Annotated in this window: 13 protein-coding genes and 1 riboswitch; of the genes, 5 read left to right on the forward strand and 8 right to left on the reverse strand. The window is 63.8% G+C overall.

The features are described from left to right. Positions 1-149: 149 nt before the first annotated feature. Both EIP75_RS21220 and EIP75_RS21225 read right to left on the reverse strand, forming a co-directional pair. Positions 150-821 carry a PEP-CTERM sorting domain-containing protein gene (locus tag EIP75_RS21220; protein ID WP_233584977.1) on the reverse strand — a complete coding sequence of 224 codons (672 nt, stop codon included), beginning with the start codon at positions 819-821 and terminating at the stop codon, positions 150-152. 82 nt (positions 822-903) lie between these two features. Then, on the reverse strand, positions 904-2,487 hold the full coding sequence (locus tag EIP75_RS21225; protein ID WP_125245201.1) for a UbiD family decarboxylase: 1,584 nt from the start codon (positions 2,485-2,487) through the stop codon (positions 904-906). Between the two features lie 325 nt (positions 2,488-2,812). On the opposite strand from EIP75_RS21225, the gene EIP75_RS21230 reads away from it, so the two are divergent. The 3 genes from EIP75_RS21230 (at position 2,813) to nrdR (ending at position 5,810) form a co-directional block, all read left to right on the forward strand. Continuing rightward, the gene (locus EIP75_RS21230; RefSeq protein ID WP_233584978.1) at positions 2,813-3,766 is read left to right on the forward strand and encodes a lytic transglycosylase domain-containing protein; all 954 of its coding nucleotides are present in this window, start codon (positions 2,813-2,815) and stop codon (positions 3,764-3,766) included. 53 nt (positions 3,767-3,819) lie between these two features. Beyond that, a riboswitch (ZMP/ZTP riboswitch) is annotated at positions 3,820-3,968 on the forward strand. Positions 3,969-4,031: 63 nt separating this feature from the next. Further along, on the forward strand, positions 4,032-5,282 hold the full coding sequence (glyA, locus tag EIP75_RS21235; protein ID WP_125245203.1) for a serine hydroxymethyltransferase: 1,251 nt from the start codon (positions 4,032-4,034) through the stop codon (positions 5,280-5,282). A 72-nt stretch (positions 5,283-5,354) separates the two neighbouring features. Further along, positions 5,355-5,810, forward strand: a complete 456-nt coding sequence (gene nrdR / locus EIP75_RS21240) for a transcriptional regulator NrdR (protein WP_125245204.1) — start codon at positions 5,355-5,357, stop codon at positions 5,808-5,810. Between the two features lie 18 nt (positions 5,811-5,828). Here the strand turns inward: nrdR and EIP75_RS24915 are convergent, their stop codons facing one another. Genes EIP75_RS24915 through EIP75_RS21270 form a run of 6 tightly spaced genes read right to left on the reverse strand, consistent with a single transcriptional unit; the run spans position 5,829 to position 12,923 of the window. Then, complete coding sequence (locus EIP75_RS24915; protein WP_125245205.1) at positions 5,829-6,278, reverse strand: type IV pilin protein; 450 nt, start codon at positions 6,276-6,278, stop codon at positions 5,829-5,831. A 50-nt stretch (positions 6,279-6,328) separates the two neighbouring features. Then, on the reverse strand, positions 6,329-10,126 hold the full coding sequence (locus EIP75_RS21250) for a pilus assembly protein (protein ID WP_125245206.1): 3,798 nt from the start codon (positions 10,124-10,126) through the stop codon (positions 6,329-6,331). Between the two features lie 10 nt (positions 10,127-10,136). Then, complete coding sequence (locus EIP75_RS21255) at positions 10,137-10,745, reverse strand: pilus assembly PilX family protein (protein ID WP_125245207.1); 609 nt, start codon at positions 10,743-10,745, stop codon at positions 10,137-10,139. A gap of 2 nt (positions 10,746-10,747) precedes the next feature. Then, positions 10,748-11,725: a PilW family protein gene (locus EIP75_RS21260; protein WP_158622940.1), complete on the reverse strand. Its 978-nt coding sequence runs from the start codon at positions 11,723-11,725 to the stop codon at positions 10,748-10,750. Between the two features lie 20 nt (positions 11,726-11,745). Next, the gene (gene pilV, locus EIP75_RS21265; protein WP_158622941.1) at positions 11,746-12,330 is read right to left on the reverse strand and encodes a type IV pilus modification protein PilV; all 585 of its coding nucleotides are present in this window, start codon (positions 12,328-12,330) and stop codon (positions 11,746-11,748) included. A gap of 14 nt (positions 12,331-12,344) precedes the next feature. After that, on the reverse strand, positions 12,345-12,923 hold the full coding sequence (locus EIP75_RS21270; RefSeq protein ID WP_125245210.1) for a GspH/FimT family pseudopilin: 579 nt from the start codon (positions 12,921-12,923) through the stop codon (positions 12,345-12,347). Positions 12,924-13,086: 163 nt separating this feature from the next. On the opposite strand from EIP75_RS21270, the gene ribD reads away from it, so the two are divergent. Both ribD and EIP75_RS21280 read left to right on the forward strand, forming a co-directional pair. Further along, entirely contained in the window at positions 13,087-14,238 is a 1,152-nt protein-coding gene (gene ribD / locus EIP75_RS21275) for a bifunctional diaminohydroxyphosphoribosylaminopyrimidine deaminase/5-amino-6-(5-phosphoribosylamino)uracil reductase RibD (protein ID WP_125245234.1), read from the forward strand. A gap of 25 nt (positions 14,239-14,263) precedes the next feature. Beyond that, a complete protein-coding gene (locus tag EIP75_RS21280) occupies positions 14,264-14,899 on the forward strand; it encodes a riboflavin synthase (protein ID WP_125245211.1) in 636 nt (211 codons plus the stop codon). Positions 14,900-14,928 lie beyond the last annotated feature (29 nt).

Raw genomic sequence — 14,928 nt, forward strand, 5'->3', positions numbered from 1 at the left:
GGCCTGGGGCCACCATGGGAAAGGGCGAAGGGAGGGTTCGCCGCTTCCCCGGACGCAGTGACTGCGCCACTTTGGGTTGTCTGCTTGGCAGACAAATCAACATTACGCCCGCCCCGCAGCACTGTCAACGAAGAGTTGCGAGCAAGGTTTCAACGCGCTGATAAAAGACGGCGACGTGCCAGCCCGATGCCGACCAACCCCAGCCCCATCAAGGCATAGGTGGATGCTTCTGGAACGGGGGCCAACGACAGATCGATCTTGACTTTCAAGGTGCCCGGGTCGGAGGTGTACAAACAATGGGACAAGCCACTGATGCAGGCACCGGCGATGCCCGCCCGATAGTCGGACAAGGTGACCGTCACGGGGGTTTGCATGTTCGGTGCAATGGGCAAGACGGCGGTGTTCAGAACGGTGCCGCCAAGGGTGAATGCAGGAGACACGGCAATGCTGGCCGAGGGCGCAGTGACCGTGACGTAGGAATCACCCGTCAATGCGGGTTCGAACCACGCATCGAGCCACACCAGGCCCACATGCGACGTGGTGGGTGCAATGTAGAAAAAGTCGAAGGAATAGGTACCGTTGTCGGACGGGGTGAGGCTGAGCGTGAGCGACTGGGAATAGTGGCCTTCGTAGTCGATGAGCGGAGGCGGGGATTGGATCACCGAAAAACCGCTGGGTGCCTGGAACTGCAGCACTCCGGCAAGTGAGCCCGCCAGGCCGCTCGAAGTGGACGCAGAACCTGTGCCTGTGCCTGACTCTGTGGATGCATGGCTTGACAACGCGATGAATGCCGCTGCTGCAACACCGATGTGAAGTTTCATCATTTCCCCCTTCTGATGGCTGACCTGTGTCGGTCAATGGCCAGGATTGTGACCGATGTCGCTCCCATTGGCGCGCACAGCGTCAACGAAGGCTTGCGAGCAAGCTTTCAACGCGCTTGGTGACCTCATCCGGCATGGTGATGGGCCGGCCCCATTCCCGGCTGGTTTCACCCGGCCACTTGTTGGTGGCGTCCAGCCCCATCTTGCCGCCCAGGCCGCTGATGGGCGAGGCGAAGTCCAGATAATCAATGGGCGTGTTGTCGACCAGGGTGGTGTCGCGCACGGGGTCCATGCGGGTGGTGATGGCCCAGATCACTTCCTGCCAATCGCGCGTGTTCACGTCTTCATCGACGATGACGATGAACTTGGTGTACATGAACTGCCGCAGGAAGCTCCACAGACCGAACATCAGGCGTTTGGCGTGGCCGGGATAGGCCTTCTTCATGCTGATGACGGCCATGCGGTAGCTGCAGCCCTCTGGCGGCAGGTAGAAATCCACGATCTCGGGAAACTGCTTCTGCAGGATCGGAACGAAGACTTCATTGAGCGCCACGCCCAGCACGGCAGGCTCATCGGGTGGTTTGCCGGTGTAAGTGGAGTGGTAAACCGGGTCCTTACGGTGCGTCAGGCGCGTGACCTCGAACACCGGAAACCAGTCTTGTTCGTTGTAATAGCCTGTGTGGTCGCCGTAGGGGCCTTCGAGCGCGTGCAGGTAGCCGTTTTTCTCTTTGAGCGGCACGCCGTGGTCGCTGGTGCCTTCGAAGCCCGCTGGTGCCGTGGGGATGCGGCCCTCGAGCACGAACTCGGCGCTGGCGGGCACCTGCAGCAGGTGCTGGCGGCCATCGGCTGTGCGTTCGCCCACGGCGGTATCGACCACCTCGGTGCGGCTGCCGCGCAGCAGGCCGGCGAACTGGTACTCGCCCAATGAATCTGGCACAGGCGTGACGGCGCCCAGGATGGTGGCCGGATCAGCCCCGAAGGCCACGGCGATGGGGAAGGGCTGTCCGGGGTTGGCCAGCGCGAATTCGCGGAAATCCAGCGCACCGCCCCGGTGGGCCAACCAGCGCATGATGACCTGGCGTGGCCCGATCAGCTGCTGGCGGTAGATGCCCAGGTTCTGGCGGCTGCGGGGCTGGGGCACGCCTTGCGGGCCCCGAGTGACGACCAGGCCCCAGGTGAGCAGGGGGGCGGCATCACCCGGCCAGCACAGCTGCACGGGCAGGGTGCCCAGGTCGATGTCGGTGCCTTCCAGGATCACCTCCTGGCAGGGTGCGCGGCCGACGGTGGCGGGCTTCATGTCCCACAGGGCCTTGGCCATCTGCAGCAGCTTGCCGGCGTCTTTCAGGCCCTTGGGGGGCTCGGGCTCTTTCAGGCTGGCCAGCATGCGGCCGATGTCGCGCAGCTCGCTGACGTCATCTGCACCCATGCCCAGGGCCACCCGTTTGGGGGTGCCGAACAGGTTGGCCAGCACCGGCACATCGAAAGCGCCGCCATCTTTAGAGCGGCCAGTCGGGGTCTGGAACCACAGGGCCGGCCCCCCCTGGCGCAGCACGGCATCGCACAGGGCGGTCATCTCGAGCCGCACAGACACTGGCGCGGCGACGCGTTTCAGCTCGCCAAGCCGCTCTAGGCTTGACACAAAGTCACGTAAGTCACGGTATTTCATGAATCAATGGTTATAAGAGGTAAATCTCTTATGCTTGACTGGTTATTAGAAGCCTGCCTAGAATCCGCGCCTGTTCCCCCTCCGGGCTTTTTCCGGGGGTTATCCCTAGGTGTCCGAGATTGGGCACCACGCTGCCAGCCTGGACCCTGCGGCTGCCTGTTCAAGGTGCCGCAGTGACCGAGCTGATTATCACTGTTGCCGTGCAGCCCCCATCTGAAGCAGATGCCGGGGCGCCGGGTACCGGTGGGCCCACAAGGCCTGTCGGGGCTCCGGGTGCGTCGATGGCCGAGAAAGGAGAGTCATGACAGCGTTTCGGAGTACCAAGATGTGGCGGACTGTCGCAACCGATGTGGTTGCTGGCGTGCGCTACGTGAGTCACAACACCCTGGCCCTGCTGGGCTTGCTGGCCGTCACCCTGGTGGTGTTCCTGGCCGGTCGCGCCGAATGGCGCCATTCCATGGAGACCCGTGCCCTGGGCTGGCTGATGGAGCGTGCGGCTGAACGCACGACCGCCAGCGCAGCGCCTGAATCGCCAGACATGCTGCTGGCCATGGCCGAGCCCGAGGCGATTTCACGTGCCACGGCGCTGGACCCGGCCGAGCTGAACCGCCAGCAGGCGGCGTTGGTGAGCTGGATCGCGCGCCGCTACAGCGTGGCACAGGAGCCAGTGGGCCGCCTGGTTCAAGAGGCCTGGGCCGTAGGCAAGAAGGCGGGCGTGGAGCCCACCTTGATCCTCGCGGTGATGGCCATCGAGTCGGGCTTCAACCCGTTTGCGCAGAGCCATGTGGGCGCGCAGGGGCTGATGCAGGTGATGACCGGCATCCACCACGACAAGTACGAGCTGTTCGGCGGCCGTCGCGCGGCTTTTGACCCGGTGACCAACCTGCGCGTGGGCGTGCAGGTGCTGCAGGACTGCATCCGCCGCGCGGGCAGTCTTGAGGCCGGGCTGAAGTACTACGTGGGCGCAGCCAACCTGGCGACCGATGGGGGCTATGCCGCCAAGGTGCTGGCCGAGCAGACCTACCTGCGTGAGGTGGTGGCCGGCCGCAAGGTGGCCTTCAATGCGCCCCTGCCGGCTGCCGGCACGGTGGTGGTGCAAGCCCCGGCGGCAGCCGTGGCCGTGCCGCACAGCGCAGCCTTGCCCTCGGGCGCTGGTGCCTCCGCACCTGGCAATGGGCTGATGCCCATCCCTGCCGCCGCTCCGGTGGCACCGGCCGCCGCCAGCGACCCGCTGCCGGTGATGCACCGCCCCGAACAGGTGGCCATGGCCCGCAGCTGATGCCCGGCGGCCACCACGGGGTTTCCCGTGGGCTCGCCGCTTGGGTACAATCGGGGTCTCCGCGCAACTGGCGATACATGGCGCCCGGCTGGTCTTCTTGACCAATCATGGGTGGCCTGAGGTGGTGAACCACCGGGAAGCGCGGCGCGCGATGGGCTGATGTTCGGCCCTCGCGGATCAGCCGTTCGCCTGGGCAGCCCTCCTGCATGCGTCGCTTTGTGCCGCGCTGTGGTGGGTCTTCAACCTTGAAGAGGACTGCCAAGTCATGTTTGACCGCGCCCAATACGCCCTTTCCGATGTCGATGCCGAGCTGTTCGCTGCCATCAAGGCTGAGAACCAGCGTCAGGAAGACCACATCGAGCTGATCGCCTCCGAGAACTACACCTCGCCTGCCGTGATGGAGGCGCAGGGCTCGCAGCTGACCAACAAGTACGCCGAAGGCTACCCCGGCAAGCGCTACTACGGTGGTTGCGAGAACGTCGACGTGGTCGAGCAACTCGCCATCGACCGCCTGAAGCAGCTGTTCGGCGCCCAGTTCGCCAACGTGCAGGCCAACTCCGGCTCGCAGGCCAACCAGTCGGTGTTCTTTGCACTGCTGCAGCCTGGCGACACGATCATGGGCATGAGCCTGGCCGAAGGTGGCCACCTGACGCATGGCATGCAGCTGAACATGTCGGGCAAGTGGTTCAAGGTGGTGTCCTACGGCCTGAACGCCCAGGAAGACATCGACTACGACAAGATGGAAGCCCTGGCGCGTGAGCACAAGCCCAAGCTGATCATCGCTGGCGCATCGGCCTTCGCGCTGCGCATCGACTTCGAGCGCTTCGCCAAGATCGCCAAGGAGATCGGTGCCTACTTCATGGTGGACATGGCCCACTACGCCGGCCTGATCGCCGCGGGCGTCTACCCGAACCCCGTGCCGCACGCCGATGTGGTCACCAGCACCACGCACAAGAGCCTGCGCGGCCCGCGCGGTGGCATCGTGGTGACCAACAACGAAGAGATCGCCAAGAAGATCAACAGCGCCACCTTCCCTGGCATCCAGGGCGGCCCGCTGATGCACGTGATCGCTGGCAAGGCCGTGGCCTTCAAGGAAGCCTTGAGCCCTGAGTTCAAGGCCTACCAGCAGCAGGTGGTGAAGAACGCTGCGGCCCTGGCCGACACGCTGATCAAGCGTGGCCTGCGCATTGTTTCTGGCCGCACAGAGAGCCACGTGATGCTGGTGGACCTGCGCCCCAAGAACCTGACAGGCAAAGAGGCCGAGGCCATCCTGGGCCAGGCGCACATCACCTGCAACAAGAACGGCATCCCGAACGATCCGCAGAAGCCGATGGTGACCAGCGGCATCCGCCTGGGATCGCCGGCCATGACCACGCGCGGCTTCAAGGAAGCGCAGGCCGTGATCGTGGGCAATCTGATCGCCGACGTGCTGGACAACCCGCACGACGAGGCCAACCTGGCCCGTGTGCGCGAACAGGTGTCCGCCCTGACCCGCGAGTTCCCCGTCTACCGTTGATGCCGGCCTGAGCCTGCTCGAACCCGGCCTGGCCTTGAGCCTGCGCCGGGTTTTTTGTTGTTGGAGACAGCGATGCGTTGCCCTTTTTGCTCCCACGGTGAGACCCAGGTGGTCGAGACACGTGATTCTGAAGAAGGCGATTCGATCCGCCGACGCCGGCGTTGCAGTGGCTGCGACAAGCGCTTTACCACGTATGAACGCGCGGAAATCGAGCTGCCGGCCATCGTCAAGCGCGATGGCCGCCGAACGGACTATGAGCGGGCCAAGCTGAAGGGGTCGATGGCGGTGGCGCTGCGCAAGCGCCCCGTGAGCGCCGAGGCGCTGGAGACGGCCATTGAGCACATCGAGGCCAAGCTGCGCCAGTCGGGCGACAAGGAAGTGGTGTCCACCCAGTTGGGCGAACTGGTGATGAAGGAACTGCGCAAGCTGGACAAGGTGGCCTACGTGCGCTTTGCTTCTGTCTACCGCAGCTTTGACGACGTGAGCGAGTTCGTGGCAGCGATCAAGGAGAGCGGTAAGCGCGGGTGAGGGCGCTTACCGCGGGACTTATTTCCAGCACTCGGCCGCGGTCAGATTCGAGGATTTGCGGGCGCCGGTGTTGGTGACGCCCAGCGTGCCGCACTTGTCATTGGCCATGGTGCCCTTGGGCTTGGCCTCCAGCGTGAAGGTGGTGGCGGTGAGGTCCGCCGGCACGATCCTGAAATCGTAGAAATTGTTGGCCGTGTTGGGCAGCACGGGATCCCTGTTGTCCAGCGTCTTGGCGAAGTTGCCGTTGTTGGCCGTGTAGAAGCGCTGCATGTACTGCGCGTTCTCCATGAGCAAGGCACGTGCCTCTGCACGCCGGGCGTTGTCGATGTACTGCCTGTACAGCGGCATCGCGATCGCGGAAAGGATCCCGATGATGGCCACCACGATCATCACCTCGATCAGCGTGAACCCACGCCGTTGGAGAGAGTGTGGGGGTGTGCGGCCATGCGGTGGTCGGACTGCTTGCATGTTGATGTCTGCCTCAAGGTAGGGATGCATGTGGGCACTCGGTGCCAGCGTCAGTTGATGGGCCTGAAGATCTGGCGCCACTGGCGGTCAGGGGGGGCACCGTCGCCCCGGGTGTCGAGGGGGCCCCTACCAGGGCCGTCCTCACCCTGGATCGTACCTTTTGGTGCGCCTCCCTGAATTGCGCTTTGGCCTACGCCGGTTCTGCGGAAGACGCCCCATGAGTCGGCGGAGTCGAAAGTGCCGTCTCCATTCAGGTCGACGATGGCATTGGGGGGTTGGGCGCCAGTGAACGGATTGAGCAGGTAGGCGTAGCCAGAGCCTTGGTTGACGGAGCAGCTTTCGCCATCGGCCTTGCCAGGCAACACTGATTCAACCATCACAAAGCCTTGTACGAACTGTGGCTGGTAGATGCCGCGTTCCCCGCCGGAGAACAGCATGTCGAGCTTCCACCCTCGGCCGTCGGTCACCTTGCTTTGCTCAACGATCTTGAAGGTGGGCGTGCTGGACTTGGTGGATTGGTTGGTCACCTCTACCACTTGGGAGCTCAATTGGCCAGCCACGATCGCTGCACTGGCGGCAGACGATTGGCCGATCACTGCCTGATCCCACAGACCGTAGATGGTTTGCTGCGTGCCGCCGGATGCATCGGCCGTGTCATACAGCTTTCCTGTCGGAACAATCACCATAAGGCCCTTCTTGGGGTGGAGGGTGTAGGCAGGCGCCGCGGTGATGGGCTGTGCCACGCCGTTCTTGGTGGCCGTGAACAGTGGCAGCCCGCCCAGGTCGACCTTCCAGTCACCGCTGCTGGCGCTGGAGAGATCGAATTTCCACACATTGCCTTTGAGGTCACCGGCATAAGCCTGAACGATCAGGTTGTTGGCATCGCGCACCACGCCGACACCGCCCAGGCCATTACCCGTGGCCGTGCCGGCCTGGATGGACTTGATGATTGCGCCCGTGTTGGCATTCACGATCATCAGGGCGGCCTTGCCGCTGCTGCTGTCGTAACCATTGCCGAAGATGACCACCCAATCGCCCGAGGGCATCATGCCGATTTCGGGCGTGGACATCACGTAGCCCAAATCGTTGCTGTTGCTGGTGCCGATCTCCCACTTGACATTGCTGCTGGAGAACCGAGTGGGTGCTGTGGCCGTGTCCGATTTGAAATCGGTGGTGACATCCAGGGCGAACACACTCTTGGCGCCCCCGCCAGCGCTGGCCACGGCGATGTTCTGCCATGCGCAGGTGCTGCCGCTGCAGGCGGAGATGTCACCCTCGGCGATCTGGCCATCCACGAAGAACAGGCTCTCGTAACCCCGGTTCGCCAGTCGGGCCAGGCCGAAGAGGTTGGTGTCACCGGTCGTGTAGGGATGGGTGCTGCCCTTGAGGACGGCCTTCGGGATGTAGCCGAACACTTCAACGCCATCGCTCTCGCGGAAGCCATGCAGCATGCCGTCGTTGCCGCCAATCAGCACCAGGCCATCCCGTGCGCGCTTCGTGCTGTTCACGTACTTCTGATAGCTGCCGCTGCCGGAGGACTTGCCATTGACGGTGCCGGGCAGGAACCTGTTCTGGAAGTCGACGCCCTTGATGTACACGGGCAGCGAGTTGACGAAGGAGCCCAGCACATTGATGCTGGTCGTGCCATCGCTCCAGGTATTGCTCTTGCGGGGGCGGAACTTGGTGGCCTCCTGGCTGGTGTCGCCGCGCAGGTAGTTGACCAGGTCTGCGTCCAGCGTCGGGGCAACGCCCACGGAGCTGCTGCTGCTGATGTGGCCAAGGGCCAGCGAATCACCCGAGAGGTTCGCCAGGGTGAACTTGACGGCACTGCTGTCTTTGCCCATCCACAGGTTGCGTGAGCCGAAGGCCGGCACCTTGCGCGAAGCCGTCCAGGCAGTGCCTGTCAAGACGCCCTGTGCGTTGAGCCTCTGCGCCGTCAGATCGCCGGACCATTTGTCGGGCTCGAACGTGGGAACGAGTTTGAGTCCTTCGCTGCCGAGCGCAGCACGTGAAACAGCCACACCGGAGATGGTGCCTCCAGTGGCCGTGATGTTGGACAGGATACCGCTCAGGGATTCGGCGAAGGCGATGGGGTCGGTGGCCTTGAGGTATTGGCCGCGCGAGTTGACTGCGGCATGCCACAGGTCGTCGATGGTGGTGTTCTGATCGGCCTTGGGAACAGGCCAGCTGAAGGTGCCCAGCTTGGATGTGGTCGGGATGGTGCCGTCCACGCCCATGCCCACTGTGAAGCTGACCATGTGTTGCCAGAACGCGGGGTTGAGGCTCGGGTCGTAGGGGCTGGCGGTGGCCTCGGTCTTGACCTGCAGGTTGTTGTCCAGGTCAGAGCGCAGATCGTTCACCCAGTAGTACATCGCGAAGTCGGCCAGAGAGTTCGTGGCGTCCGCTGCAGCAAAAGGTGATTGCGCCTTGTAAGTGAATGACCTGGTGGGATTGGTGCCCGTGATGGAGGGGCCAGCCTTCCCATCCTGGTCGCCCACACTGGTCAGGCTTTCGGTGTTGCCGTTGGTGTTCCAGTAGCCGTCGGTGACGAGGATGTGGAAGTTGCGGCGGCAACTCAGTGCTGACTGATCCTTGTTGGTCGGATCGGTGCGGTAGGGATCGGTGTTGACGCCTCCGCTATTGATGACGCCTGCGGTGGTGAAGTACTTGCCGACATCCTGCATGGCTTGGCGCAGTGGTGTGCCGCCATCGGCATCCAGGCCCCTCAACCACGTATTGAGAGATGACTTGCGCGTGGCGTCAAAGCTGCGCACGGGCTCTCGCATGGTCTTGTTGGTATAGCCATCGGGCGATGAACTGCCGTTGTTGATGCTGCCCCAGCCGAGTCGAAACTGTTTTTCCGGCTGCCGGTCGAACGCCAGGGCCACGGCCCCCTTGGCATTGAGGATGCGGCTGCGGTAGTAAGTGAACCAGGTGGCGTAGTTCTTGAGTTGCTTGGCCTTGGTGGTGGCGTCAGAGATCGAATTGATGTCCACGCGCTCGAAGTCGTCGTAGCTGTCTCCATCCCTGCCGGCCTTCAGGTTGAAGTAGACGGCTGGCTGGAAAGCGCGGGTGGCGCTGGGGCAGACATAGCCGTTTCGGGTGCTGCTGAAGGCGGTGAAGCCGCTGGCGCACCAGTTGCTGGAGACGCTGCTCTGGTTGGTGGCCAGGTTGACCGTGGCCGAGTTGCTGACCGTGGGGTCAATGGGCACCTTGGTGTAGTCCTTGATGGTGCCATCCGTGTTGACCAGAGCGGTGCCCAGGTTGCGAACGCCGGCCGGCCATGGAACGTACTCGGTGTTGGGGTTGTAGTAGCTGCCGTTGATGGCGGCTGAGCGGAAGCGGGCGCCATAGATGTTCGGCACGTTGTTGAAGCCGACAGCATTGGTGTCTACCGTGCCCGAGTAGTTGCGACCGTTGCCGTCGTTGTCGCCGGTGTGGATCTTGGGGTAGAGCTGGTAGCCGCTGCTCTCTTCCACGTAGACTGTTGCTGACGAATAGCAGATGGCGTAGCTGACGCCCCCCACGATCAGCGAGCCGGTGGTGACGGCCGGCATGCTCTGGAAGGTGGTGGTGCGGCAGCGGTTGTAAGTGCTGCCGCTGGGAATGGTTGCGAGCTTGGTGTACTGAGTGGCTTGCCCATACAGGCTGATCTGGCCGATGTTGTCGGGCATCATCTGCCAGTTCATGGAGCCGGAATCATCCAGCGTGAGCACCACGTTCGGTTTGGGGCCTTCAGATGCCGTGAGCAAGGGCACCTGTGCGGGGGCGGCATACACCAGGACATGTGCCGAGGTGAGGATCAGGCACAGGGCTCTGATGGCCAGCGGGGTGTTCTGTGAAGACATGTTGTGTCCCTTATTCGCAATTGCCGTTGAGGGCGCCCACACATGTGGCCGTTCTCAAGGTGGATTGAAGTACCACCTCAGAGCCGGCGCCACCGGTGCCTTCGTTCGACGGGGCCTGGTAGTCGGGGCTGAACCCGCGTGCGGTGATCTGAAAGCCGTACTGACGCCGCGGATCCTTGCGGTTGGCAACGAAGATGCTGATCCGTTCGATCATGCACTGGGGCTTGGTACGGTAAGTGATCCCGCTCGCACCCTGCAGAACATTGTCCGGGACCGTGATGACCTGGCCGGCAACACTCCAGTTGGCGGCCGTTTCCCATTGAACGGGGTCACCGACATCGGGTGCGGGCAGCACAGGGGGCGGCACGCCCGATGGTTGATTCATCAGCTCATTCTCGCAATACCGCAAGGCGGTCTCTGCCGCGTGGTTGGCGGCCTGGTTCGACGAGAGGTTGTTGGTGATGAGTTCGCCGACCAGCGCGTTGCGCATGATGAAGGTCGAGCTGAAGCCGATCACCACCAGCAGGACCAAGGCGATGATCAGCACGATGCCGTGCTGGTGGCGCGCAGATTGAACGGGGCGTATTGGCCGGATGCGGGGCGCGGTGATGGCTTGCATGATCAGAGGATGCCGCTGCGGTTGCGCAATGCGAATGTGCCCTGCGCCGTGCGGCGCAGGAACCTGTCGTTCGGGGTGATCACCTGGCCGGCGCAGTTCACGTAGGCGATGGGCTCGGAGGCCTCAGGCTTTTCGCTGCGCACGGTGACGCACAGCTTCACGTTGACCACGCGCATCCAGCGGTCGTTGTCCGGGTCGGTGGCGGCGGTGAACTGTTGGTCGATCTGGGCGGCGGTGAGGTAGCCGACGACCTGATTGCCGTACTGGTTGAAGCCCGTGGCACTTTGCGTCGGGACGGTTGCGTTGCTGACCCCATAGAGCACCTGGAGTTGCTCGATGTTGGAGATCAGAGGTTCGGATCTGGTGAATGCGCCGCCAGCGTTGACGCCGTTGCCCACACACAGCAGGTCGAATGTGGCCCCTTGTCGTTGCAGGAAGAAGCGGTTCTCGACCACGGTGACGTTGGCTGCGGCCGCGCTGGGCGCCTGCGCTTGCAGCGAACTTGGAACCTGATTGACTTGTCGGCCCAGGCAATCCGTTGGATTGCCTGCGGCATTGGGAACCGTGTTGAGAGCGTCGGCCTCGTACAGGATGCTGATGGCAGCGCCGTCGCCAGCGGCGCACGTGAGCAGATCGGAGTGCCGCTGGGCCGCATCGCCCCGCCACGCGGCAGTCTGAAGATTGGCAAAGCCGTTGTCGCAGCCTCTGATGGCTGGGCCCATGAAGCGCTTGTAGGCCACGCCATCGGTGCGATCATTGACGACCCCGCTGTACCCTGCCATGCGGATCTGTGGGCCCAGGATGGCCAACACCAGTTGGGCGTCCTCGCTCATCCGTCCTTGTGTACTGCTTTGCTGGCCACCCGTGTTCGTGTTCGTGGTCATCAGCATGATGCTGCCCAGGATGATCACGCCGATCACGAGCGCGATCATCAGTTCCATCAGGGAGCGGCCCCGCTGAGCGCGAGGGGCAGTGGTCATGGGGGAAGGCAGTGGAAGGCTCATAGCATGACTCTGGTCAGCAGGCATTGCGCGTTTTTGGTGTTGGCGCTAACGGCCCCAGCGGGACAGGCCAGTCCAGTCAGCGTGCCGTTGTCGTCGGATTTGGTGCTGGCGGTCTGCCAGATGATCCAGACATCAAGCACGATGGGAGCAGTGGCGCCTGCGCCCGCGGCCGCCTGAGTGACGTAGAAGGCACCATTGGGCAGCAGCAGCCGGGCCTGCTCGCGCATCTCGGCAAGGTCCAGTCGCGCGACGTCTTGAGGCGCGCAGGTCGTGGTACCGATGCAGCCCTGGGGAATGTTCTGGGCCGCGACATTGCCGTTGTAGGCGACGGGGGTGGCGTAGATCGGAAGGACCTGCTGAATGAACTGCTGGCGATTATTGGGATCGATATTGGCCCGCACGCGATCAGCGTAATCCTGGGCCAGACGGGATGCATCCCCCCTCTGCTGCGCCATCTTGGCCATCTGCGATGACGTTCCCTGAACGCCCACGAGGGCCATGATCCCGATGGACAGGATCAGGGCTGCGACGAGCACTTCGATCAGCGTTGAGCCGGCTTGTGCGGATTTCACGGATTTCATGGAGTGGGAGCGCCTCATTCCTGCCTCCAGCGGCCAGTGTTGCTCAAGATGATGCTGACAGGTTTGGTGGAGCCTTCGACCTTCGGCATGAAAGTGAAGGTCTGACCCAGGGCTCTGCCGATGCCATTGGGGCGAAAGACCAGGTCGTTCACGGTACCGCCGTTGGTGATCGTGCCGCTGTTGGTCCAGCCCGGCTGGACGCGCAAGACGGTGTCGTTGTTGTCGATGGTGCTGTCGCCATCGTTGTCCACGAAAACGACCCAGCCCGTAGACCAGTCGCCACCCCTTGCATTGCAGGAAGGGGGCGTGGCCTCAGGGGCGTCGCTGCGGCACATGGACACGGTGCGACCACGTTTGATGGCTTCGCTGCGGGCCAGGTTGATGGAGCGCACAAGGGCCGAACTCTGGTCCTTGAGCCGCTGGCTGGCCATGTAGGACGTCAAGCTGGGGAACGCGAAGGCGGCCAGGATGCCGATGATGGCGATGACCACCACCAGCTCGACCATGGTGAACCCTCGGTGCCGGGGGGGGGGCAGGCTGCGGGGTATGATGACGCGATCTGGGCTCATGTGCCGCATTGTCGTGAAGGCCATCGAAGATTCAAGCGCTGGGCGATACACGGTCTGATTNGTATGATGACGCGATCTGGGCTCATGTGCCGCATTGTCGTGAAGGCCATCGAAGATTCAAGCGCTGGGCGATACACGGTCTGATTGGGCCGATGAACGGTGATGGGCCTTGTCTTTGGAGTGTGGAATCGTGCGTGAGGGCGGGGAAACCTGGGATCAGGCGTTGGCGTTGGCCTCGCGGGCGGTAGCCCTGTCGGATCCCAACCCACGCGTGGGCTGCGTGATCGTGTCCCAGGCCGGTGCGCTGCTGGGGCAGGGGCACACCCAGCAGGCCGGCGGCCCGCATGCCGAGGTCATGGCCTTGCGCGATGCGCAATCCAAAGGCCACGATCTGCGCGGCGCCACGGCTTACGTGACGCTGGAGCCCTGCGCCCACCACGGTCGCACCCCTCCCTGCGCGGATGCGCTGGTGGCGGCTGGTCTGGGCAAGGTGTTGGTGGCCCTGGCCGATCCGAACCCGCTGGTGGCGGGGCAGGGCGTTGCACGCCTGAGGTCGGGCGGGGTGGCTGTAGAGGTGCTGCCCCCTGGCCATGCTGTCGCGCAGGCCGCACGAGAACTCAACATCGGATTCCTCTCGCGCATGGTGCGCAAACGCCCCTGGGTGCGTTTGAAGGTGGCTGCCTCACTGGATGGCCGCACCGCCTTGCCCGATGGCCGCAGCCAGTGGATCACCGGCGAGGCGGCCCGTGCCGATGGCCATGCCTGGCGCGCCCGCGCCACGGCCGTGCTCACGGGCATCGGCACCGTGCTGGATGACAACCCTCGCCTGGACGTGCGTGCCATGCCCGTGGCCCGGCAGCCTTGGCGCGTCGTGCTGGATTCGCGCTGGCGCACGCCGCCCGATGCGGCCCTGATGGGCGTCAAGCCAGATGATGTGACCGTGATCGGTCTGACCGGCACTCAGACGGATGACGCCGAAACCGCTGCCCGATGCGCGGCGCTGATTGCCAAGGGGGTGCACGTCATCGACCTGCCAGCCGGCCCGGGCCTGGACCGCATCGATCTGGGTGAAACGCTGGCCTACCTGGCCCGGCGTGGCGTGAACGAGCTGCACGTGGAGGCCGGCGCGCGCCTGAATGCGGCCTTCATCGAGGGCGGTTGGGTGGATGAGCTTCTGGTGTATCTTGCCCCCAGCGTGATCGGGCCTGGCTTGCCCTTCGCCGACCTGGGCCTGCTGCCCGACCTGACAGCCGCGCCGCGTTTCGAATGGCGGGATGTGGCCAGGGTGGGTGATGATCTGCGCCTGATCGCACGCCAAGCCGGCGCCGATCAGTTCTGATTTCCTTGAAGAGTGGTTTGAGACTATGTTCACCGGCATCATCACTGGCGTGGGCCAGATCGTCGATTCGCAACCACTGGGCGCCGAGCCCTCGCATGGTCGCCGCCTGACCGTGCAGGCTCCGGCGGACTACCTGGCCGATGTAGGGCTGGGCGACAGCATCGCGCACAACGGCGCGTGCATGACGGTGACGCATTTCGATGCCGCCACGGGCCGCTACACCATCGACGTGTCGGCCGAGAGCCTGGCACGCACCGCCGGCCTGGATGGCCTGGGCCGCGTCAATCTTGAAAAAGCCCTGCGCGCCAATGCCCGCCTGGATGGCCACTTGGTCAGCGGCCACGTGGACGGGGTGGGACAGGTGGTGTCCTTCCAGTCCGTGGGCGAATCGTGGGAACTGCGCATCGCGGCGCCCCGGTCCCTGGCTCGTTTCCTGGCCTACAAAGGCTCCATCACGGTCAATGGCGTGAGCCTGACGGTCAACAGCGTGACCGACCAGCCCGATGGTCAGGCCGAGTTCAGCATCAACCTGATCCCGCACACGGTGGAGAACACCGCGCTGGGCGACCTGGCCGCTGGCGTGCGCGTGAACCTGGAGGTGGACCTGATCGCGCGTTACGTGGAAAGAATGCTCACGGCCGAGGGCAAGCTGCCCGGATGACAGGGGCAAGGGCTAGGTGGTTTCCCCAA

The sequence above is a fragment of the Aquabacterium soli genome, from assembly GCF_003933735.1.
Classification (GTDB): domain Bacteria; phylum Pseudomonadota; class Gammaproteobacteria; order Burkholderiales; family Burkholderiaceae_C; genus Aquabacterium; species Aquabacterium soli.